This window comes from Virgibacillus subterraneus, assembly GCF_900110695.1.
GTDB classification, from domain to species: domain Bacteria; phylum Bacillota; class Bacilli; order Bacillales; family Amphibacillaceae; genus Lentibacillus; species Lentibacillus subterraneus.
In genome coordinates, this window is record NZ_FOEH01000001.1 from 303,339 (window position 1) to 326,397 (window position 23,059).

A 23,059-nucleotide genomic window follows, 5' to 3' on the forward strand; every position below is an offset into this window, starting at 1 on the left:
TGTGTTTCTATCCCTTGCCCAATAACCGTTGTACTTCTCGGGCTTGAACTTCAATTAGAATTACCATGTATCAGACTAACTTCAGAAGACAATTTAACACCAGACCAAGCGCAACAAATCTTAGACTTTCTATCTAACCTACTAGGTAACCTTGGACCCAATATCACTTCACAATAATTTTTAATAATGAAAAGGCTGCTTAACGGCAGCCTCTTCACTATTGATAGAATTTTATTCACTTGTTTCGTAAAAAGACGACACTCTTACAGCATAAGTACCACCAAGGCAAGGTCTAGCAAATGCCAGGTTTTATGATTCGCACTAAACGGCGTTTTCTACTTGACTATAAAGAAACTTATGTGTACAATTTAAACAAATGTTTGTATAATAAACAAAAGTTTAGAGATGAGGTTTCCGTATGAATGAAAATGAACAAAAAATTTACGATTTAATAAAGAAAAATGCATACATATCCCAACAGGAAATGGCGAATGCACTTGAATTATCACGTCCTTCAGTAGCTAATCTTATTTCAGGGCTAGTGAAAAAGGGATACATCAGGGGTAAGGCATATGTGCTGAATGATTTAAAACAGATTGTGTGTGTTGGAGGTGCCAATTTAGACCGTAAAGTTTATGTCAAAGATAGTATTCAATTGGGGACTTCTAATCCTATTCGTTCAACAAAAAATGCAGGTGGTGTGGCGCGTAATATCGCTGAAAACCTGGGGAGGCTAGGTATGGATGCAACATTACTTACAGTCAGCGGATCGGACTCAGAGTGGAACTACATTGCAGAGCAATCACTTCCATATATGAATCTAGAAGATGTTACTCATTTCTCAAAGGCTACAACCGGATCATATACTGCTGTACTGGATGATACGGGTGGACTCGTCCTGGGTCTAGCTGATATGGACGTTTTTGATTTAATGATTCCAGAATGGATTCAACAACATGTGTCACTATTGCAACAGGCAAAATGCATTCTTGCTGACCTTAATTGTCCCAAAGATACACTTCAATTTCTATGCAAATTTGCCAATAGTCGTGATATACCACTTATACTGGTAGCTGTATCAGCACCAAAAATGAAGCATATTCCAGATACACTTGATGGGCTGAACTGGATGATAACAAATCTTGACGAGTCAAATGCATTCTTTAATTGTGATCTTACACCAAGTGAAGTTGTTGAAAAGTGGCTTGCATTAGGTGTAGAAAATGTAGTAATCACAAAGGGAAAAGAAGGAGCAGTTGTTGGAAATAAAGCGGAAGAGATCTATCATGTACCGGCGATTGAAACAAGGGAGATTATTGATGTGACAGGAGCGGGAGATGCCTTCTCATCCGCTGTTGCTTATGCATGGCTGGAAGGTAAAAGCCTGATAGACATTACAAAGGCCGGGATTGCCAATGCAACGAAAACACTGCAAACAGATTACACGGTTCGCCGTGACTTGACGGCATTACAATTACAAGAAGACATGGAGGAGTTATCATGAAAAACTATATTACATTATCTGAAGAGGTCCGCACAGCAAAAGAGCAAGGAAAACCTATCGTAGCACTGGAGTCAACAATTATTTCGCATGGAATGCCATATCCCCAAAATGTCAAGACGGCTCGTGAAGTTGAACAAATTATTCGTGATCATGGAGCAGCACCGGCGACCATTGCCATTCTGGATGGGAAAATCAAAATAGGCTTAAGTGATGATGAACTTGAGAATTTTGGCAGTAGTAAAGATATTGCAAAAACTTCCCGCCGTGATTTGCCTTTTATATTAGCTACTGGCAAAAAGGGTGCAACGACAGTGGCTGCGACAATGATTTGTGCTGAAGCAGCTGGTATCAAGACGTTTGTGACAGGTGGTATTGGTGGTGTTCATCGTGGAGCGGAAACATCAATGGATATCTCAGCAGACCTTGAGGAACTCGCAAAAACGAATGTAGCTGTTGTTTGTGCAGGGGCAAAGTCGATCCTGGATCTTGGTTTAACAATGGAATACCTTGAAACAAAAGGGATTCCTGTAATGGGGTATCAGACAGATGTGCTTCCGGCATTTTACACACGGACAAGCCCATTTCCGGTAAATATTCGAATAAACGAGGCGGAGACAGTTGCTGCTACATTAAAGGCAAAATGGGATTTAAATTTGTCTGGTGGAGCTGTAATTGCAAATCCGATTCCAGAAGAATATGCAATGGATGAAAAAGACATTACCGCAGTAATTGAAACGGCGTTGGAGGAAGCCCGAGAAAATTATGTCTCCGGAAAGGATGTAACGCCTTTCTTGTTAGGTAAAGTAAAAGAATTAACCGATGGCAAGAGCTTAGATGCCAACATTGCGTTGGTGAAACATAATGCGCATGTTGGAGCGGAAATAGCAGTAAAATTAGCGGAAATGGAATAGTCATGTAAACATGTTTTCAAAACCTTCTGTTCACAATCGTTAAATCCAAAAAAGTCTCATATTTAATACTGTTTTAGTAAATGGTATTAATGAGGTGAAGATATGAATAAGGAAAAATTAAAACTCACATCCTCCGAAATAGGATCATTGTGGGGACAGTATATGAACGGAACGATGACAGATATCATAAATCGCTATATGCTCTCGATTATCGAGGATAAGGCCATAAAAGCCATCTTTCAGGGTGCTATTAATACTTTTGCTAAACAAAAGAAACAACTAGTATTTTTTATAGAGAACGAAGGGTTTCCAGTGCCAATTGGATTTAATGAATCTGACCTTAATAAAGGTACGAAGAGATTGTTCAGTGATATTTTTTGTCTGAATTATTTACATATCATGACTATACATGGTTTAGTTGGTCACACAACTTCATTTGGAATCGCCGTTAGAGAGGATTTACGGTATTTTTATGATTCATGTGATACTGATGGAAAAAAGATGTACCATCAAACAATTGATTTATTACTTAAAAAAGGAGACTTTCAGAGAGATCCGTACTGTTATCCTGGAGAATCCCCGGAATTTATTACGACCAAAGATTTTACGGATGGATTTTTTGGAAAAGGAAGGCGATTAGCTTCAACAGAAATCATAGGTATGTCACTTAATATTAAAAAAAGCATTTTAGCCAAGACGCTTTGTGTTGCATTCAGTCAGGTTGCTCAATCAAAAGATGTGAGAAAGTTTATGACTGATTCCCAAAAAATTGCTGAGGCTAACATAAAATCTTTCTCAAAAATTTTGGACGATGACAATTTATCGGTTCCGAAGTCTTGGGAGACAGAGGTAACAACTTCAACTGAATCTCCTTTTTCCGATAAATTACTGATGTATCATATTGGCTTTTTGTCACAAGTTGCACAGGGTTATTATGGTAAGGGCTTAGCCTCAGCCATGCGAACAGATATTTTAACCGCTTATGAACGTGTTATTTTAAGAAATCTTAGGGTAACTCAAAAATGGTATAAAATTATGGTGGAAAATAAGTGGCTGGAGCAACAGCCGCTTGTACCGAATAGACAAGAACTTTCGAGAGAAAAGTAATAAAGAAACTAATATGGCTGATAAATCTTTAAGATTTGTTAGCCATTTTTTAGTTTACATCATATTCTGAATATTTGTGTTAAACTTACTATAAAGGTTGTGCTAGATGTCAGTTAAGGTGGTAGATTTGATGAGAAGTAAAGTTTTTATTAGTGTCATTGTTGTTGTTCTGTTTGTAATTATTGTAATTTTCACTACCAGTGAAGAGGATAAGGTTGCAACTTTTGAATCACAGAAGGTAATGACAAGCAGGGCAATTGATGTGGCTAGAGATTTTAAGACGGAGCAATTTACGATTGATTACGATGAAAGTTCTGATTACCTTGGTTACGACAGTCTGCCCGACAGGCGGAAGCAAGCGGAGGAAAAGTATAGTATGTATGTTACAGAATCTCATATGACAAAAATCTTGATGACGGCATTAGACACCATTGCCCCCAATCTAGCTCAGGATTCAAAAAGTCATTTATCAGTTAACAGTTAAGGATATTTCGTTTGAAATTGGCAATATGGAAACAGAATCAGAAGTAAGCCTTGACTATGACATTGAAATTGAATTTGAACGAATTAATAAGGAAGGTAAGAAGGAAATTATATCAAATTTTGGACAAATCCGTGTCATCAAAACGGATGAAGGTTGGAAAGTTAATAAGGATATTCAACGAATGGAAGGTCTGCATGAGGTGAGAAAACAATTTAACTAAACAAAGTTCTTTGTGCATTTGAGGAGTGGATGTATGGGGGTTAGTAATCCAGCCGGGTTTCAGAATAGATTTGGAGCAAGGATTGCAGATTTAATCATTATATTTCTAACAGGAGGCATCATTTCATTAATTTCATATGGTCAGTTTTTATATAGTGAATCAATTAATCCAATCGAATTACTAGGGCCACTGTACACATTGTTATTACCAGTTAGCTGGTATGGGTATACACTGGGAAGACGTTTGTATGGGAACCGTATTGTCAGAGTAGATGGGAGAAAAGTAGGTTTAGGGACCATGTTATTAAGAGTCATTGTAGCAGGTATGGCCTATGCATTTACATTAGGAATTGGGTTAATTGTAAGTGCCTTTATGATTGGTATTAGGGAAGATAGTCGTTCAATTCATGACTTTATAGCTGGAACGTATGTGACATACGATCCTCCGGGAAGGTCATAATTTAATTAATTCACAAAAAATAGCTCAGTTAGTGCTGGGCTTTTTTTGTGAACTGTTTTCGGACTTTCAAAGTTGACATTATTAGTAATTCAAGATAATATAGTTACATAAAGTAAGTTAGTAATAAATTATTACTTTAAAACTCTTTAATAATAAAGGAGTGTTTGATACAAAATATAGAAGTGAAAGGATTGAGGAAAGTCAATATGGGTTTTTTAGAGAAAATATTAGGTAAAAAATCAACTACAAAGGAGACAAATAACATGGCAAACGTAAACCTAGCAGTTATTTATTACAGCTCTACAGGAACAAACTATCAAATGGCTCAATGGGCAGAAGCTGCAGCAGCAGAAGCAGGTGCTGAAGTAAAACTAGTCAAAGTACCTGAACTTGCGCCGGAAGAAGCAATTGCTTCTAACCCAGCATGGAAAGCTCATGCTGAGGCAACCAAAGACGTCCCAGAAGCAACTTCAGAAGATGTTGAGTGGGCAGATGCAATTATCTTTAGTGTTCCAACTCGTTTTGGAAACCTTCCTGCTCAAATGAAACAGTTCATCGATTCACAAGGTGGGCTGTGGGCTTCAGGCAAAACTGTTAACAAAGTAGTAAGCGGAATGACATCTGCACAAAACCCTCATGGGGGACAAGAGGCAACAATGCTTAACTTATATACTTCCATGATGCATTGGGGTATGATCATCGCAACCCCAGGATACACTGACCCTGTATTATTTGGGGCTGGTGGTAATCCATATGGAACAAGCGTTTCTGTCGACCAGGACGGTAACATGGTCGAAGAGGTAGAAGGTGCGGTTAAGCATCAGGCAAAACGAACCGTAGATATTGCAACACGCATCAAATCAGGAAGCTAATTTCAACTTTAAGAAGCCCTTCATTAAGTACGAATGAAGGGCTTTTTTTAACCGGGAAGGCCCTACAAGTCTATTTTAAAGCCGAATTCTGGGTGTTTATAAATTTGTTTAAAGCGACTGTCATTTTGAAGGGTTGTAGCAAGGTCCTCTGGTGCGAAAAGGAAGAAGTCATTATTAAATGCTATATTAGCTCCTTGATAATAGCTATGCCAGACAAGCTTTGAACAGTAGAGACCTGTCTCCAGATCTTCTAATGGGATTTGGTTGCTGAATGTGAAGGGCGGAACAGCTAATCCATTGTCCAATTTATCATTGTATCTCTGCAGGAATTCTTCAGCAAAATTAGCTGCTTTATTTCCTGAATCTGATTCTTTACTTCGATAATGAACATGGATTGGATGGATAGTTAGGAACTCGTCAATTGGACTTTTTTTAACCTGAGGATGGGAGGTTACAGCTTCAATAATAGAGTCTTGATCAACTACTATAGCGGAGTGTCCCATATATCCTGGCGGCAGGAAATCTCCATAATTATCACTGGCACATAAGATGTCGCCAGGTTTGAAAATCCTACCAACTGTATCGCCTTCAGGCTGTCTGAAATTAGGGGCAAAGACTGTAGAATGTTTGTAGCCACTAGAAAATATACAAACAATTGTTAGTAGCTGTACATTCCTGTTTTGCAATCGAATCACAGGTGAGGGTGAATATGTTCTAACTAATTGGTTGCCACGATACACTTGAATACATTCAATTGGATAATTTAAATCTATATAAATGTTGATCTTATTACCATCAGTGAATCCTGATGTAACAGAATTTTCCATAGAAAACACCTCTATATGCTTTTAATACAACATATAGGTGTCCGTCTGTAATTGTGCTTAAATGAATGAATATTTTACAGGTAAGAAAGTAGTAAATCCTTTCTTATTGGATATATGCACAACTATAAATCGCCAAAATCGCATAAATGCCAGCTGTTCAGGCTTTGCAGAATTGCTGAATGATACTCCAGCAGTCCGCGCAGCAAAGCCGGAGGAAATTGCTTATTTATCTGTATTTTCAGCAAGTGATAAATCAGATTTTATCCATGGAGCACCAATCAAAATTGATGGTGGGTGGACAGTTAAATGATATATTAAAATGCCCCTCATGTAATAGTGAGGGGCATTTTATCGTTCTAGTCCATCAGTTCTCCAACGATTTCATAAGAACGTTTCCGGGCTTCCTGGTCAAAAATTTGTGAGTTGATAATCATTTCATCAGCTTGGGTTTCTTCCAGGAACTTTTCGAGTCCTTGTTTTACAGTTTCCTTGCTTCCGACAATGGTTGAGCGGGAATTGATTGATTGTTCGACTGCAGCTTTTTCCATTTCGGTCCAAACGCTGTCAATATCATCAATTGGACGTTGCAATTTTGTAGGTTTTCCTTGTCTTATACTTAGGAATTGTTGTTGCTGTGATGTTGCTAAGTACTCTGCTTGTTCATCTGTGTCGGCAGCAATTACATTTACGCCAACCATTGCATAAGGTTTTGCTAATGTATCAGATGGTTTAAAATTGTCACGATAAAGATTCAAAGCTGGAATCGTGTAATCTGGTGCGAAGTGACTTGCGAAAGAAAATGACAAGCCTTTTTTTGCAGCCAGTTGTGCACTGAATCCACTTGAGCCTAATAGCCAAATTGGAATATTTAATCCTTCGCCTGGAACAGATCTGACTCTGGCAGTTCCCTCAAAATATGCTTCAAGCTCATCAACTTGTAATGGGAAGTCCTCCACACGTTGATTCAACGTACGACGCAAGGCATATGCTGTAGCTTGATCACTTCCGGGTGCACGCCCTAAGCCGAGATCAATTCGCCCCGGATACATGGATTCAAGTGTGCCAAATTGTTCTGCGATAACTAATGTTGCGTGGTTTGGTAGCATAACACCACCAGCGCCGACACGCATGTGATTGGTTGCACCAGCGATGTGTCCGATTATTACTGACGTTGCTGAACTCGCAATCCCAGGCATGTTGTGATGTTCTGCAAGCCAAAACCGGTTAAAGCCGTTTTTTTCAACACTTTGAGCAAGTTCTACACTATTTTTAAAAGATTCTGCTGGATCACTGCCTTCCAGTACAGGAGCAAGGTCCAATACGGATAGCGGTATATTGTTAAATGTTTTTTTAGTCATTTTATTCACTCCTTATTGAGAAATGATACGACGATAATAACAGAACGTCCAATTATTAGCTTTAACAAGCTCCTCTTTTTGTATAAAAAAAGCCATCAAAAGTTCTTAACTTTTGATGGCAACTATTTAATGTTTTAAGGTTTCCTTGATCTCCTTATACTCCTCTATACTAACCTCGCCTTTAGCGAGGCGATTATCCAAGGTAGCTATTGCGTTGGGGCTACCACTATTATAATAGCACCTCTCACTGTTTCTGCGCTTCCACATGATAATGTTTGTAATGAATAATGTGAAGAGTAATATAAAGAGAAAGAACCCGAATGGATGAAAGTATTCTCCATACATAATGATCAACTCTCCTATAGTTTTTTATTTTAATTGCATCATTTTCATAGTTGACTTCACAGTAACAAGCGATCTCCAGAATAATACTAATGCGATAACTGGATGGATTGCGGTTACAAAGGGTGCACTTCCAGTTAACTGTGTTGTCACATATTGCATAATGATTAAGAGGTACAGACTTGCATAATCCCACCGTAATTTATTAGGGACCCTTACAAAGAATGAAAGAATCAGCATGATAATTGGGGTGAATTCAAAGTAATGAATGAAAGTTGTATGCAATTCCCAATCACCATAATTAACAAAGGTTGCAATGCCAGCAAGAAATACCTGAATAACTACGCAAATGAAAAATAACTGGGAAATTACTGCTAAGATTCCTCGAACTATACGATCGGTACTCGAAAGTGTTTCAGTTTTCATGAATTCCCTCCTTTTTTATATTCATTTAGAAACCGTAGTACGCCTTCCCCATGGCTTAAAGACAGATAGTCCAAACATGAGAAGTAGTGAAATGAGTTGAATGATTATCCCTATCCAAAGCTCTGCCTGTACGATGAAAATATCTGCGCGTGCCCCTGATGATTCAATCAACTCAAATGCTTGTAATGTCCAGTAGTACATTCCCCACAAATTTAACGCGAATATTGGAATTGTTAATAACTCTTTTGCGATAATCCAATAAAATTTAAATAGCCCCCATTTTGTCCAGATAGAAAGAAGGATGCCGGTGATAATCGTTCCGAATGTCGATGCTTTAACGGAAGTTTTGGATAATAAATGCATGACTTGGTAACTGCTTTCGATAAGCTGTCCATTCTCCGTAACAGCTATGGTTATACTCAATAGCAAGAAAGTTACCATATTACCTAGCATGATTGCCGCAAACAGGATATGGGCAGTTAATAACCACCTTTTAGGCGTAATGGATAGTTTCATTTTTTCACCACCTCGTAAGGAAATGTTCTGCTATTCTAATGTAACAAGCAGATATAAACCCTTACTAAAGCATTTGTAAACTTTTTATAAACATCTGATGAAAAAAAAGAAACAAAAAAACCACCCGTAACGGAATGGTTTAGCCTTTAAATCGATATCCGGATCCCCACACTGTTTGAATAAATTGTGGATTAGCTGTATCCTTTTCAATCTTCTTGCGTATTTTTTTCACATGAACGATTACGGTCGCTGTGTCACCCATGGATTCGATTCCCCATATTCTTTCAAATAAGTGCTCTTTACTAAAAACCTGGTTTGGGTGCTTAGCCAGGAATGTTAATAAGTCGAATTCACGAGTGGTAAATGGAACTTCCTTTTCGTGGATAAAAACTTGTCGGGATGCTATATTTATTCGAAGTCCGCTTTTATGAATATCCTCGGTAGTGTCATTGGTCTTAATCAAGCGTTCATATCTGGCTAAATGCGCTTTTACTCGTGCCACCAATTCGCTGGGACTGAACGGTTTTACAATATAATCATCAGCGCCAAGTCCAAGGCCGCGTACCTTATCAATATCTTCATCCTTAGCTGTAACCATGAGGATAGGAATATTGGAATTTATGCGTATTTTTTTGCATAATTCAAAACCACTTATATTAGGAAGCATTAGATCTAGTAAAATAAGATTGAAGTGCTGTCGCGATACAGCTTCTAAACCGCTTTCTCCATCTGAAGCAATTACGACTTCAAAACCTTCTATTTCAAGGTAATCCTGTTCCAATTCTGCAATGCTCTTGTCATCTTCAATGATTAATATCCTACGCATGTTTATCACCTTCAGTTTTATTAAGGGTAAAGCAAATAGTTAATCCCCCATTTTGAGGGCTTGTAGCACTGATTGTACCACCATGAGCTTTAATAATTTGTGAAGCTATCGCAAGACCAAGTCCACTTCCCCCTTTATTTCGTGATGGATCTGTTTGGTAAAATCGGTTAAAAATGTTGGCAAGGTCTACTTCCGAAACCCCTGGACCGTTATCACTAATACGTACTTCAACCATATTGCCAAGATCCTTAAGTGAAATTTTTATGATGCTTTCGCTTTTATCGATGTATTTTATACTGTTGTAAATAATATTGTTCATCACACGAATGAGTTTGTCTCTATCCAATGAAACAGTTGTTTGCGAAACTGCATTCTCGTTAAATGTTAATTGAACTTTGTTGTCCATAAGTTCTGGCTTCATTTCTTCCAGATAATCTTTCACAAATGCTTTAATATTTACTTCCTCAAAATGGAACGGAAGGCTTTTTACATCCAGTTTGGAATATAGGGATAGTTCTTTAATCAACATATCCATATATTCAGCTTTGGCATGTATGGTTTCCAAATACCTTCCTCGTTTTTCTTTTGTATTGGCAACACCATCCTGTATCCCCTCCACGTAGCCCATTATTGAAGTGATAGGGGTTTTCAAATCATGTGAAATATTAGCAATCAATTCTTTACGGTTATTTTCATATTTATCACGTAGCTCCATTGACTCCTTCAATTGTAATCGCATTTCATCAAAAGATTTAACCAATTCACCTAACTCATCCTTGCTTACTGGTTTGACAGAAAAATCAAGATTTTCATTGCGGATATTTGCTGCAGCATTTGATAGTTGACGGACCGGTTTTAGGATGCCTTTAGACATAAAATAAGATAAGAGCACATTAGTAAGGATAAGCAGGAGTATTAAACTAATAAATAATATCGGAAAAAATGTTCTGGCAAATTGTGCGAATGATGAAGATTCACTTAATAGAAAAATAGAACCCTCTGTGCCATTGTCAAAATAAAAATCATACTGCTTAATGGTATATTTATCATGTCCAAACGGAGGTCTGGTGTTGAACTCATTTTTACCAAATTGTGGAAGATCGTGATATGAGATATCTCCTATACGATTCGACGTGTAAGAAAGCTCTGAACCCTTACGAATAACTATTCCGCTTTCATCGCCTTCCAGCTGGTTTGTTAGCGATTGGAGATAGGCAGGGTCATCTAATTTACCCTGTTCCAATGATGCCGTTTTTTTTAAGCTATTAAAAGTTTCTATATCATTTTCTTCCATCGAATTCCATCCTCCTTTCTGGAATTGATTAAAACCGCCACTAATGACGATGTTTAATAAAATAACGATAACTATTATAAAAATGATTGGCATAACAATCATTGCTGCATTTGATATAAAAAGCCGTTTACGTATTGACATAATATCCACCTTCAGTTGTTATATTCTTTAGCATAACGCAAAAATCTAAACAAGTTCTAAAAAAATCTAAACTTTTTATAAAAAAATTTCAATTTTAGTCACATTTACTCTTAATCCCTTGTCAGTAATGCATTAAAGGTGCATAAAAAGTTTTGTAAATACTAAAATGACAGCGTTTACAAGCGACCATTTTGTATACTAATGTATGTAAATAACTTATCTGAATTTTGAGTTAAAAATGTATTTATGATATACTGAAGGACACCGTTTTAAAAGAAAGTTGATCCCGGCTTGGTAAATATCGAACAAAAACCGGGGAATAAAGGCACCACAAAAGAGAGGAGTTGTTGTGATGACAAGAACTAAAAATGGATTTCCTGAATCGCAGGGACTGTATCATCCTGATTTGGAACACGAAGCATGCGGTATTGGGATGATTGCAAATATAAATGGCAAAAAGACACATAACATCGTACAAAATGCGATAAACATTCTGTGTAATTTAGAGCATCGTGGTGGTCAGTCAGCTGACACAAGTACAGGTGATGGTGCTGGTATACTTACACAGATTCCTCATCGATTTTTCCAAAAGCAATGTGAAAAAGAAAATATCACTTTACCTCAAGCTGGTGAATATGGCATTGGGATGACTTTTCTCCCGCAAGACCGTGAGACTAGACTAAAGAGTAAGGAGATATTTGAAAATATTATTCGCGAAGAGGGCCAAACCTTTCTGGGCTGGAGACCTGTACCAATAAACGAATCCTTTATTGGAAAAGTTGCGGCTAAGCGTAAGCCGTTTATCCGTCAGGTGTTTATTCAGAAATCAGATGACCTGACTGATCAAATGGCATTTGAACGTAAACTATATGTAATTCGTAAACGGGTGGAAAAGGAACTTGCCAGTCTAACAGGATTTGAGGACGTTTACGTTAGCAGCTTATCAACCCGCACAATTGTGTATAAGGGTATGCTTATTCCTGAGCAGCTGGATTCCTTCTATATTGATTTAAACCATCCGAATTTTAAATCCGCGTTAGCATTAGTACACTCTCGCTTTAGTACGAACACCTTCCCAAGCTGGAAACGGTCACATCCAAATCGATATACCATTCATAATGGTGAGTTTAATACCTTACGAGGTAATGTAAATTGGATGCATGCACGTGAACAGCTTTGTTCATCAGAGTATTTTAGTGATGAGGATATAGAAAAAATATTGCCTGTTATTGATGATGATGGAAGTGACTCATCAATATTCGATAATACATTTGAATACTTACATTTATCAGGTCGTTCACTAGCCCATACTGCAATGATGATGGTGCCTGAACCATGGGCGAATGATGAAGCAATGAATCAGGAGAAACGTGATTTCTATGAATTTCATAGTACATTAATGGAACCGTGGGATGGCCCTGCAGCACTCGTATATACTGACGGCAATCAGATTGGTGCATGTTTGGACCGAAACGGGCTAAGGCCAGCACGTTATTATGTTACAAAAGGTGGCATGATTGTGCTTGGGTCAGAAGTAGGTGCTCTGGACATATTTGCTGATGAAGTCCTTTACAAAGAACGATTGCATCCAGGGAAAATGCTGCTTGTGGATTTGGAAAAAGGAACCATAGTACCAGATGAAGAAATTAAAATGGAAATTGCTGCTGAGGAGCCATATAAAGATTGGCTTACGAACATGAAAAATCTTGAGGATATTCCTGGAACTACAGTGCAGCAGCCATCGTATCGTGAGGATTCATTATTAGAGCAACAGCTAGCGTTTGGCTATACACGTGAAGAATTAAATAAAATTATCAAGCCACTTGTCAGTGATGGAAAAGATCCGATTGGTTCAATGGGCTATGATTCACCACTTGCTGTTCTTTCAAAAAAACCACAGCTTTTATATAACTATTTTAAGCAGCTATTTGCCCAAGTCACGAACCCGCCAATCGATGCGATCCGCGAAAAGATTGTAACGATGGCACAAACGACGATTGGTGCTGAGGGAGATCTGGTTAATCCGGGGCCGGAGAGTTGTAAGCATATAAGGTTAAAAACTCCTATTGTAACTAAGGACCAGTTGGAAAAGCTCCGTGCAGAGCATTTGCCTGGATTCAAAGCAGCAACGTTATCCACCCTTTTCGATGCAAAAAAAGGAAGTCTAGAGGGGTCGTTAGATGTTCTGTTTGAAAAAGCAGATGAAGCAATAGCTGATGGTTCGACGCTGCTTATATTATCCGACCGCGGTGTTAAAGAGGAAAAAGCTGCGATACCAGCGTTATTAGCCGTTTCAGGACTGCATCACTACCTGATTCGAAAAGGTATCAGAACTAAAGTTAGTCTATTAGTTGAATCAGGCGAACCGAGAGAGGTACATCACTTTGCAACGCTTATAGGGTATGGAGCAGAAGTGATAAATCCTTATTTGGCGATTGATACAATTGGTGATCTCGTTGAAAATAATGACATCGAAGCTGTTTCGTCTAAGCATGAAGCAATTGATCAATATATTACTTCTGTTACAGATGGTATTATTAAAATTTTGTCCAAGATGGGAATCTCAACGATTCAAAGTTATCGTGGCGCACAGATTTTTGAAGCTGTCGGTATTCGGAGCGATGTGATAGATAAATATTTCACCCGAACAGCATCAAGACTTGGCGGTATAGGCTTAAAGACAATTGAACAAGAAGTACTATTACGTCATCAAGCAGCGTTTACTGAGAACCGTGGCGGCAACAAAGCTTTAACTGCAGGAGACGAGTTTCAGTTCCGAGGAGACGGCGAAGACCATCAATATAATCCGAATACAATCCATATGCTGCAGCATGCATGTCGGACGAACAGCTATGATACTTTCAAAAAATATTCTAAGCTGCTGACTGATGAACGAAACAATCTGCAATCACTTCGTGGATTAATGCGTTATAAAAAACAAACCTCGGTTCCGATTGAAGAAGTTGAATCGGTTGAAGCTATTTGTGCCAGATTTAAAACTGGTGCAATGTCATACGGAGCAATAAGTCAGGAAGCCCATGAAGCACTGGCAGTTGCTATGAACCGCATTGGCGGGAAAAGCAATTCTGGTGAAGGCGGTGAGGATCCAAATCGATTTACGCCTGATGCCAACGGTGATACTAGACGAAGCTCTATTAAACAGGTTGCATCTGGTAGATTTGGTGTGAATAGTCATTACCTTGTTAATGCAGATGAAATTCAAATCAAGGTCGCTCAAGGTGCCAAGCCTGGTGAAGGTGGACATCTTCCAGGCCAAAAAGTATATCCGTGGATTGCCGAGGTTCGTGGATCAACTCCTGGGGTTGAATTAATTTCACCGCCACCGCACCATGATATTTATTCAATTGAGGACTTAGCCGAGTTAATCCATAATTTGAAAAACACGAATCCAGATGCTCGGATTAGCGTTAAGCTTGTATCTGCTGTTGGTGTTGGAACGATTGCTGCTGGTGTAGCAAAAGGTCGTGCTGATCATGTGTTAATTAGTGGCTATGACGGTGGAACCGGTGCGGCTCCTAGAACTAGCCTTAAGCATACTGGGCTGCCATGGGAAATCGGACTTGCTGAAACCCATCAAACTCTTTTATTGAACGGTTTACGAGACCGTATCGCTGTGGAAGCTGATGGAAAAATGATGACTGGTCATGATGTTGTTTATGCGACATTGCTTGGGGCAGAAGAGTATGGGTTTTCAACAGCCCCACTCGTTGTACTAGGCTGTGTAATGATGCGAGTTTGTCATTTAGATACGTGTCCGGTAGGTGTGGCAACACAAAATCCGGAATTACGTAAAAAATTCACAGGCGAAGCAGAGCATGTTGCGAATTTTATGCGATTTATCGCACAGGAAACACGCGAAATCATGGCAGAATTAGGCTTTAGAACAATAAACGAAATGGTTGGTAACACCGATTCGCTCGAGAGAAATGAAAACATTGATCACTGGAAAGCAAAAGATGTTGACTTATCTGCGCTTCTTTACCAACCAGATCTGCCAGCAAAGGTTGGTAGATATAACAAGATAAAGCAAGATCACGGAATCGAGAAAACCCTTGATTACCAAGAACTCATTCCAAGCTGTCAGCGGGCAATAGACAATAAAGAGCCTGTTCAATTCACAACAGCGATTCGTAATATTAATCGGGTTACTGGTACGCTGCTGGGAAGTGAAATAACTCGTCGCTACGGTGAGGAAGGACTGCCAGAAGACACTATTGACTTGACCCTCAAAGGGTCGGCCGGTCAAAGCTTTGGAGGGTTTATTCCGCGGGGCATGACTTTACGCCTTGTAGGAGATGCCAACGACTTTGTTGGAAAAGGATTATCAGGTGGAAAGATTATTGTGCATCCTGATCCAGTTACAACTTTTCAGCCTAAAGATAATATTATTGTTGGAAATGTTGCCTTTTACGGAGCATCAGCCGGTGAAGCGTATATTGAAGGAATTGCTGGCGAACGTTTTTGTGTTAGAAATAGTGGTGCAAACGTAGTTGTAGAAGGAGTTGGCGGCCATGGTTGCGAGTACATGACTGGTGGGAAAGTAGTCGTATTAGGCCAAACTGGTCGTAACTTTGCAGCAGGCATGTCAGGTGGTGTTGCATATGTATTTGATGAGGAAGGCACGTTTAATGAGAATGTGAATCCTGAGCTGGTAAGTGTGGACCCACTGACTAATCAGTCAGAAATAAATGATATTAAAGAAATGATCGAACGGCATATCCTTTATACTGGAAGTAAGCATGCAAAACGAATTCTTGCTTATTGGGAGATATATGCAGGTCGTTTTGTTCGAGTTATCCCTAAATCGTACATTAAAATTCAAAATCGAATTCAAGAGCTGAAAAATAGCGGTTTAACGAAATTTGATGCTGAAATGAAGGCATTTGAAGAAAGTAAAAATGGAGTCAGTAAAATAAAAACGGAGATAGAAAAATTGGAACCCGTTATGAAGTGATATCGGTTAAAGTGCACATCGAATAATTGGTATTTCATAAAGTCTGTTTTGTAAAAGATAGTGTATTTGTCGCGAAAGATATAAACTGCGAAGTAATGTGGAAAAATAGTTGAGTGCTATGACACCGCTGCGGAAATACACTTCGCTTTCCGCGGGCGGCTGGTGAGCCTCTTCATGCTGAAGCATTTCAGAGTCTCACCTATGCCTATCCTCCCGCAGGAGTCTTCGTGTATTTCCGAAGCTGGATTTTGCTTACTATATCCTAAAAATTTACAAAGTGTATATTGAGATAGAAAAACTAGATTTCAAACCATTTAAACCAGCAGTTGGAATATGCGAGACTCCTGTGGGACAGCGATCCTAAGAGACCCACAGTGAGCGTTCTTTGCGAGCGAGGAGGCTCGTGGTGAGCCCACGGAAAGCGAGTATCTTCCAACTGCGTGGTTAGAGAACCACACTAAATACTACAATCGGTAATCCTAGTATGTGTCGTATTTTATATCAACTGCGGGGTTTAAATAGCAACAAAAGTTTATGAAAAGATCCTTACGAAAAGAATTTTCACAAAAGAAGGAGGAGTCTAATGGGGAAACAAACGGGATTTATGGAATATAGCCGTCAAGCACAAAAAGAACGAGACCCAGCCGAGCGTACCAAAGACTGGGTCGACTATACAAAGCCATTGTCTGAACAAGAAGTGCAGCAGCAAGGGGCACGCTGTATGGACTGTGGTGTCCCAACATGTCATACAGGAATGGAAATCAATGGCGTAACAACTGGTTGCCCTGTTTACCACCTTATTCCTGAATGGAATCATCTTGTTTATGAAGGTAAATGGAAAGAGGCATTAGAACGTGAACATGAAATGAATAATTTCCCTGAATTTACAGGAATCGCATGTCCTGCCCCTTGTGAAGGAGCATGTGTGTTAGGTATAAATGAACCACCTGTGGCAATTAAGACAATTGAGCGCTCTATTATCGAAAAAGGTTTCGACGAAGGATGGGTTGTGCCAAATCCTCCCGAGAAACGTACAGGTAAAAAGATTGCAGTCGTAGGATCTGGTCCAGCTGGACTTGCTGCCGCTGCTCAGTTGAATAAAGCAGGACATACCGTTACGGTATTTGAACGCAGTGACCGTGTAGGTGGATTACTAACATATGGAATTCCTGAGATGAAACTATCTTACGAGATTGTAAAACGCCGTGTGGATATTTTGGAACAGGAAGGTATAACATTTATAACAAATACCGAAGTTGGTAAAGATATAACAGTTTCTGAGCTTAAATCAGATTACGATTCTACTATTCTATGCGGTGGCGCTGCAGTTCACCGTGATATCGAGGTAGAGGGTAGTAAACTAAAAGGTGTTCACCATGCGATGGATTTTCTTCACGCAAACTCAAAAAGCTTGCTTGATTCTAATTTGACTGATGGTAACTATATTTCTGCTACTGACAAAGATGTTATTGTCATCGGTGGCGGTGATACTGGAACCGACTGTCTTGCTACGTCTGTACGTCACAACTGTAAGAGTCTTACACAGTTTGATATTTATGATAAAAAAGGCTCAACACGTGATGTGGAAACAAACCCATGGCCGCAATACCCAGTGATTCACCGAGTTGAGTACGGTCATAAGGAAGCAGCAAGCACGCTTGGTGAGGATCCTCGAGCATATGCAGTTATGACCAAGAAATTTGTTGGCGATGAGAATGGACATATTAAAGAAGTTCATACGGTCAACGTAAAACTTCGCTATGAAGGCGGGAAAAAGGTTCGTGACGAAATACCAGGCACTGAAAAAGTTTGGCCGGCCGATCTTGTTTTGATTGCAATCGGTTTTACCGGACCAGAACAGGACTTGCTGGATCAGCTTAATGTTGAACGAAGTCCAAATTCTACTATTAAAGCTGAATATGGTGAATACACAACAAACGTCGATGGCGTGTTCGCTGCTGGTGACATGCGCCGAGGTCAAAGCCTTATTGTATGGGCTATTAATGAAGGCCGGGAAGCTGCACGTGAATGTGATCGATATTTGATGGGCGAAACCGTATTGCCATAAAATAAAGCACTCCCCAATTGGGGGTGCTTTTTAATTGGGTAAAATAATTGATTAATAAGTAGGGAAAATACAAGCGTATGTTCTTTATTAAGTATTAATTAGCAAAAATTTAAATATAATTACCAAATAACTGTTGACTTGTTCATTATAAAGAACTAAAATAAGTATTAATCATATATATTATATCCTCATGAGCAAAGGAAATTTTTTTTGGAATAAATGTTCGTTATAAAGAATATAAATGTGTTTTATGCATATATATGTAATTCTATAAAAGATAGGGTGGCTGGTGCTATTGAGCAGATTAAAACAAAATCGATACATAGATCGAAGAACAGCTAAAGAAGTAAATTTAAAGGATTTTTTTATTCTAATTAAAAAGAGGTTTTGGATAATTGCATTAATTACTGTTATCACTACTTTAGCAGGGCATTTTTATATAAGTGCGAATAGCACTCCAATTTATAATACCTCAACGGATGTCATTATTGGCCCAGAAGCCGAGTCTATGAGCACGATTATGGTCATGGTTACAGATTCAATCGTTATGAATATGGTTAAGGAAGACTTAGGGTTATCACAGTCATCAGGAAATATTAAAAGTCAGATAGAAGTACAGAGAGTGGAAGATTCTCAGATTATTAATATATCTGTCACGAATACTGATCCGCAGTTAGCTGCTGCTATAGCAGATTCAACAGCAGTGGCATTTAAAAGCAGAGTAGCGAACATACTTAATTTTAATGACGTACAGATTTTAAATGAAGCGATGGTGAATGCTACTCCTATAAATGGGGGGCAAAATAAAACCGTCATCATTGCATTTGTATTTGGAATTATTGCTGGAACGGGATTGGTGTTTTTACTGGATTCAATGGATGACACAATCAATAAAGAACTTGAAATTGAGGAAGTATTAGGGGTGCATGTACTTGGAACTGTTTCCAATATGAATAAGAAGAAATTAACGGCCCAGCAAACAAAACATAAGCAACTTGAAATTAGAGGTGAAACAGTTGATGTTAAATAAAAGGACACAAACTGCTAACTTAAAAAAACAAAATCTAATCACATACACAAGATCAAACTCGATAATTTCTGACCAATTTAGAACAATCCGCACTAATATTAAATTTTTAACGGAAGAGAAAGAAAATAAGACTTTTCTAATGACATCTCCAGGATCAGGTGAAGGAAAAACAACATTAATAGCGAATCTGGCAGTTTCCATGGCACAGCAAAAGGAGAAAGTATTGTTAATCGATGCTAACTTGAGAAATCCGAATATCCATAATGTATTTAAAACATCGAATGAAATTGGGTTAACGGATGTACTTACTGGCAAAATATCGATTGAAGAGGCAACGTACATTCCGGGAATTGGAAAACTAAAGGTACTTACAAGTGGTTCCACACTGGTCAACCCTGCTGAATTACTAGGAAATGAGTTGATGATAGATCTTTTAAAGAAAGAAACAAGTGCTTATGATATGGTGCTGATCGACTCTCCGACTGTTTTAGACTTTACAGAAACCAGGATACTGGCAAATATGTGTGATGGCGTTGTTTTAATTTTACAACGTGGAAAGACGGGTATGGAGAAAGCCATTGAGGCACAAAGGGTTCTGGACCTAGCTCATGCAGAAATAGTAGGCGTGATTGTCAATAAGTAGTTATACAAATTTATTGGCAGTTGAGTCGATTTCATAAATACTATATTCATCATTAAGGCTTGGCGATAAGCCAGGTTTTCTAAACACAAAACGTTCTCTATTAAGAATTAAATCGCTATTTAAATTTGTTATTAAGAAATCTTGGTGATGTCTACTTGCCATTATCGATGTAGGCACTCGATCATGCTGTGGGTTTATCCAATATAAACCTTAGACGCCAGTCGTCGGTAGTGTGGTGTGAGGGCGGGTTAAATGCCCATACATACATAATTTAATTTTAAGGCCTTTAAAAGAAAGGAGGATATGTATGACATACCGGCAACGCTTATCTTTATTCATCATTATTGACTCGTGTATCGTATTATCAGCGATTTTTATTAGCAGCTTTCTTGTTAATGCAAGTATCTATGTTATTACTGTGCCGTTAATTGTAATTTCAATGGCAATATTGTTGTGTCACTATATTTTATCCGTAAAATACAAACTCTACAAAAAAGTCTGGGAATATGCCAGTACAAAAGAATTATTAATAATCTTTAAGATAGTATCCTACTCCATTTTGTCCGCGGCTGTTATCCAATTTATTTTTCTAAACGATATTTCATTTAGACTTCTTGCCGTTACATGGCTGCTCGATATGTTTCTAATTGGCGGTTCAAGGTTTGTATGGAGATTATACCGTGACTCAGTAATGAATAAGCAGGACAATAAAATCAGGACATTAGTTATTGGGGCAGGTTCAGCTGGGACAATGGTTGCAAGACAGCTACTAAAACATAATGAGGGGAATCTATTACCAGTTGCATTTATCGATGATGACCTAAAGAAACATCAGCTTGATATCCTAGGTCTTCCCGTGGTAGGCGGGGTGAAACAGATAGCAGAATGTGTTAAAGAATTCGAGATTGATAATATCATCATTTCGATTCCCTCCCTTAGTAAGAAAGATTTAAATATCATTTTTCAGGAATGTGCTAAAACAAAAGCACAGACGAAAATCCTTCCATTATTGGAGGATTTAATAACAGGAAAAGTTTCAGTTAATCAATTTCGTGATGTTCAAGTGGAAGATCTTCTAGGGCGGGATCCTGTGGAAATGGATATCGAAAGCATTTCAGACAACATTAGGGATAAAGTTGTTTTAGTTACAGGTGCTGGTGGTTCGATAGGATCCGAAATATCAAGACAAATTTCAGAATTTAATCCAAAGCAGCTTGTTTTACTGGGCCATGGTGAAAACAGTATCTATACGATTGAAATGGAGCTGAAAGAGAACTTTAAAAAGGATGAAATTGATTTCGTAACAGAAATAGCTGATATACAGGATGCCGAGAAAATGTTGTCGGTAGTCAGTACATATAATCCTGACGTCATCTACCATGCTGCAGCACATAAACATGTTCCGTTAATGGAGCGTAACCCGGAAGAAGCAGTTAAGAATAATATTATCGGGACAACTAATATTGCTCATGCTGCACATTTAAATAATGTTGACACATTTGTAATGGTATCAACAGATAAAGCTGTCAACCCAACAAGTGTTATGGGTGCATCAAAGAGACTTGCCGAAATGGTCATTCAAGACATGGATCAAAATAGCAGTACAAAATTTGTTGCAGTGAGATTTGGCAATGTATTAGGAAGTCGTGGAAGTGTCATTCCACTATTTAAAAAGCAAATTGAAAAAGGTGGCCCGGTAACAGTGACCCATCCAGACATGGTTCGCTATTTCATGACTATCCCTGAAGCATCGAGATTGGTTATTCAGGCCGGCGCATTGGCAAGAGGTGGAGAGATCTTTATTCTGGATATGGGAGATCCGGTAAAGATAGTCGAGCTTGCCAAGAATCTTATCAAACTATCCGGTAATTCAATTGATGAAATTGGATTAGAGTTCACTGGGATAAGGCCAGGTGAAAAGCTTTTTGAAGAGTTGTTAAAAGAAGATGAAGTAAATAAAAAGCAAGTGTACTCCAAGATTTATATCGGAAAAACCACAAGTGTTTATGTGGAAGATATTGAAGAAATCGTTTCAAGTTATACCAAATTTGAGAGAGAATTACTCAGGAAAAAATTAATAAATCTCGCAAATAATGATGTGGTTCAACAACAAAGAAAAGCTATTTCATTATAAAAGGCATAGAGGGGGAATACAATGAAAGTAAAAAAAGCCATTATACCAGCAGCTGGATTAGGAACAAGATTTCTTCCAGCAACAAAGGCAATGCCAAAAGAGATGCTGCCGATTGTTGATAAGCCAACGATCCAATACATTGTTGAAGAAGCAATTGAATCAGGGATTGAAGACATTATTATCGTAACTGGCAAAGGAAAGAGAGCCATAGAGGATCACTTTGATAATTCATTTGAACTGGAACAAAATTTATTCGATAAAGGGAAGTTCGACTTATTAAGCGAAGTCCAAAAATCCTCAAAAATGGTGGATATCCATTATATACGCCAAAAAGAACCTAAAGGTCTTGGTCACGCAATTTGGTGTGCACGTAAATTCATCGGGAATGAACCTTTTGCAGTGCTGCTCGGAGATGACATTGTCAAATCTGAAACTGCGTGCCTGAAGCAACTGATAAATCAGTATAACCGATATAACGCCTCCATCCTTGGCGTGCAAACAGTAAGAGATGAAGATGTGTCAAGGTACGGAATAGTTGGTGGAAGTACAATAGAAAACCATCTCTATAATGTTCACAATCTGGTGGAAAAACCAAAACAGGAAGATGCACCATCCAATTTAGCCATCTTAGGCCGATACATTCTAAGTCCGCAAATATTCGAAATTCTGGGTAACCAAAAGCCAGGTACCGGAGATGAGATACAGCTTACAGATTCCCTCGCAGAGCTTAATAAGCACGAAGCGGTATATGCATATGACTTTGAAGGTAAGCGTTATGATGTTGGAGAGAAAATGGGATTTATCCAAACAACTATAGAATTAGCATTGGATCGGGAAGATTTGCGTAAGGACTTATTAGATTATCTTTCAACAGTTGTCGAAACAGAATTAACAAAATAGAAACTATAGCGAAAGGGGGGAT

The 23,059-nt window shown here is 38.5% G+C and carries 20 protein-coding genes; 14 read left to right on the plus strand and 6 right to left on the minus strand.

Going from position 1 to position 23,059, the window contains the following annotated elements; all coding sequences use genetic code 11:
* Positions 1-418 precede the first annotated feature (418 nt).
* The 7 genes from BMY13_RS01535 (at position 419) to wrbA (ending at position 5,557) form a co-directional block, all read left to right on the plus strand.
* On the plus strand, positions 419-1,504 hold the full coding sequence (locus BMY13_RS01535) for a carbohydrate kinase (RefSeq protein WP_092501978.1): 1,086 nt from the start codon (positions 419-421) through the stop codon (positions 1,502-1,504).
* Positions 1,501-2,415 (plus strand): pseudouridine-5'-phosphate glycosidase, encoded by a 915-nt coding sequence (locus tag BMY13_RS01540; protein ID WP_092501981.1) that lies wholly within the window; start codon positions 1,501-1,503, stop codon positions 2,413-2,415. The genes BMY13_RS01535 and BMY13_RS01540 overlap by 4 nt, the downstream gene beginning before the upstream one ends.
* Before the next feature lie 102 nt (positions 2,416-2,517).
* Entirely contained in the window at positions 2,518-3,522 is a 1,005-nt protein-coding gene (locus BMY13_RS01545) for a DUF3231 family protein (RefSeq protein ID WP_092501983.1), read from the plus strand.
* Positions 3,523-3,652: 130 nt separating this feature from the next.
* Entirely contained in the window at positions 3,653-4,006 is a 354-nt protein-coding gene (locus tag BMY13_RS01550; RefSeq protein ID WP_092501985.1) for a hypothetical protein, read from the plus strand.
* 25 nt (positions 4,007-4,031) lie between these two features.
* Positions 4,032-4,226, plus strand: a complete 195-nt coding sequence (locus BMY13_RS01555; RefSeq protein WP_092501987.1) for a hypothetical protein — start codon at positions 4,032-4,034, stop codon at positions 4,224-4,226.
* 33 nt (positions 4,227-4,259) lie between these two features.
* The gene (locus BMY13_RS01560; protein ID WP_092501989.1) at positions 4,260-4,685 is read left to right on the plus strand and encodes an RDD family protein; all 426 of its coding nucleotides are present in this window, start codon (positions 4,260-4,262) and stop codon (positions 4,683-4,685) included.
* Positions 4,686-4,891: 206 nt separating this feature from the next.
* Positions 4,892-5,557 carry an NAD(P)H:quinone oxidoreductase gene (gene wrbA / locus BMY13_RS01565; RefSeq protein WP_092501991.1) on the plus strand — a complete coding sequence of 222 codons (666 nt, stop codon included), beginning with the start codon at positions 4,892-4,894 and terminating at the stop codon, positions 5,555-5,557.
* A 62-nt stretch (positions 5,558-5,619) separates the two neighbouring features.
* On the opposite strand, the gene BMY13_RS01570 is transcribed toward wrbA, so the two are convergent.
* Positions 5,620-6,384, minus strand: coding sequence for a C40 family peptidase (locus BMY13_RS01570; protein ID WP_092501993.1), 765 nt, complete (start codon positions 6,382-6,384; stop codon positions 5,620-5,622).
* Positions 6,385-6,445: 61 nt separating this feature from the next.
* Here BMY13_RS01570 and BMY13_RS01575 point away from each other — a divergent pair, with 61 nt between their 5' ends.
* Positions 6,446-6,694 (plus strand): SDR family oxidoreductase, encoded by a 249-nt coding sequence (locus BMY13_RS01575; protein WP_092501995.1) that lies wholly within the window; start codon positions 6,446-6,448, stop codon positions 6,692-6,694.
* Positions 6,695-6,740: 46 nt separating this feature from the next.
* Here the strand turns inward: BMY13_RS01575 and BMY13_RS01580 are convergent, their stop codons facing one another.
* The 5 genes from BMY13_RS01580 to BMY13_RS01605 form a co-directional block, all read right to left on the minus strand.
* Complete coding sequence (locus BMY13_RS01580; RefSeq protein ID WP_092501998.1) at positions 6,741-7,742, minus strand: LLM class flavin-dependent oxidoreductase; 1,002 nt, start codon at positions 7,740-7,742, stop codon at positions 6,741-6,743.
* A gap of 369 nt (positions 7,743-8,111) precedes the next feature.
* A complete protein-coding gene (locus BMY13_RS01590) occupies positions 8,112-8,510 on the minus strand; it encodes a DUF6220 domain-containing protein (RefSeq protein ID WP_092502002.1) in 399 nt (132 codons plus the stop codon).
* A gap of 21 nt (positions 8,511-8,531) precedes the next feature.
* Positions 8,532-9,026: a hypothetical protein gene (locus tag BMY13_RS01595; RefSeq protein WP_092502004.1), complete on the minus strand. Its 495-nt coding sequence runs from the start codon at positions 9,024-9,026 to the stop codon at positions 8,532-8,534.
* 139 nt (positions 9,027-9,165) lie between these two features.
* Positions 9,166-9,852 (minus strand): response regulator transcription factor, encoded by a 687-nt coding sequence (locus BMY13_RS01600; protein ID WP_092502006.1) that lies wholly within the window; start codon positions 9,850-9,852, stop codon positions 9,166-9,168.
* The gene (locus BMY13_RS01605) at positions 9,845-11,287 is read right to left on the minus strand and encodes a sensor histidine kinase (protein ID WP_092502008.1); all 1,443 of its coding nucleotides are present in this window, start codon (positions 11,285-11,287) and stop codon (positions 9,845-9,847) included. The genes BMY13_RS01600 and BMY13_RS01605 overlap by 8 nt, the downstream gene beginning before the upstream one ends.
* A gap of 352 nt (positions 11,288-11,639) precedes the next feature.
* On the opposite strand from BMY13_RS01605, the gene gltB reads away from it, so the two are divergent.
* The 6 genes from gltB to galU all read left to right on the plus strand — a co-directional run bounded on the left by gltB (position 11,640) and on the right by galU (position 23,037).
* Positions 11,640-16,262 carry a glutamate synthase large subunit gene (gene gltB / locus BMY13_RS01610; protein WP_092502010.1) on the plus strand — a complete coding sequence of 1,541 codons (4,623 nt, stop codon included), beginning with the start codon at positions 11,640-11,642 and terminating at the stop codon, positions 16,260-16,262.
* A 583-nt stretch (positions 16,263-16,845) separates the two neighbouring features.
* Positions 16,846-18,330: a glutamate synthase subunit beta gene (locus BMY13_RS01615; protein WP_092502012.1), complete on the plus strand. Its 1,485-nt coding sequence runs from the start codon at positions 16,846-16,848 to the stop codon at positions 18,328-18,330.
* A gap of 295 nt (positions 18,331-18,625) precedes the next feature.
* Complete coding sequence (locus tag BMY13_RS01620; RefSeq protein ID WP_175476687.1) at positions 18,626-19,360, plus strand: YveK family protein; 735 nt, start codon at positions 18,626-18,628, stop codon at positions 19,358-19,360.
* On the plus strand, positions 19,350-20,003 hold the full coding sequence (locus tag BMY13_RS01625; RefSeq protein WP_245735965.1) for a CpsD/CapB family tyrosine-protein kinase: 654 nt from the start codon (positions 19,350-19,352) through the stop codon (positions 20,001-20,003). Before BMY13_RS01620 ends, BMY13_RS01625 begins: the two co-directional genes overlap by 11 nt.
* A 307-nt stretch (positions 20,004-20,310) precedes the next feature.
* Complete coding sequence (locus tag BMY13_RS01630) at positions 20,311-22,137, plus strand: polysaccharide biosynthesis protein (RefSeq protein ID WP_092502014.1); 1,827 nt, start codon at positions 20,311-20,313, stop codon at positions 22,135-22,137.
* Positions 22,138-22,158: 21 nt separating this feature from the next.
* A complete protein-coding gene (galU, locus tag BMY13_RS01635; protein ID WP_092502016.1) occupies positions 22,159-23,037 on the plus strand; it encodes a UTP--glucose-1-phosphate uridylyltransferase GalU in 879 nt (292 codons plus the stop codon).
* Positions 23,038-23,059 lie beyond the last annotated feature (22 nt).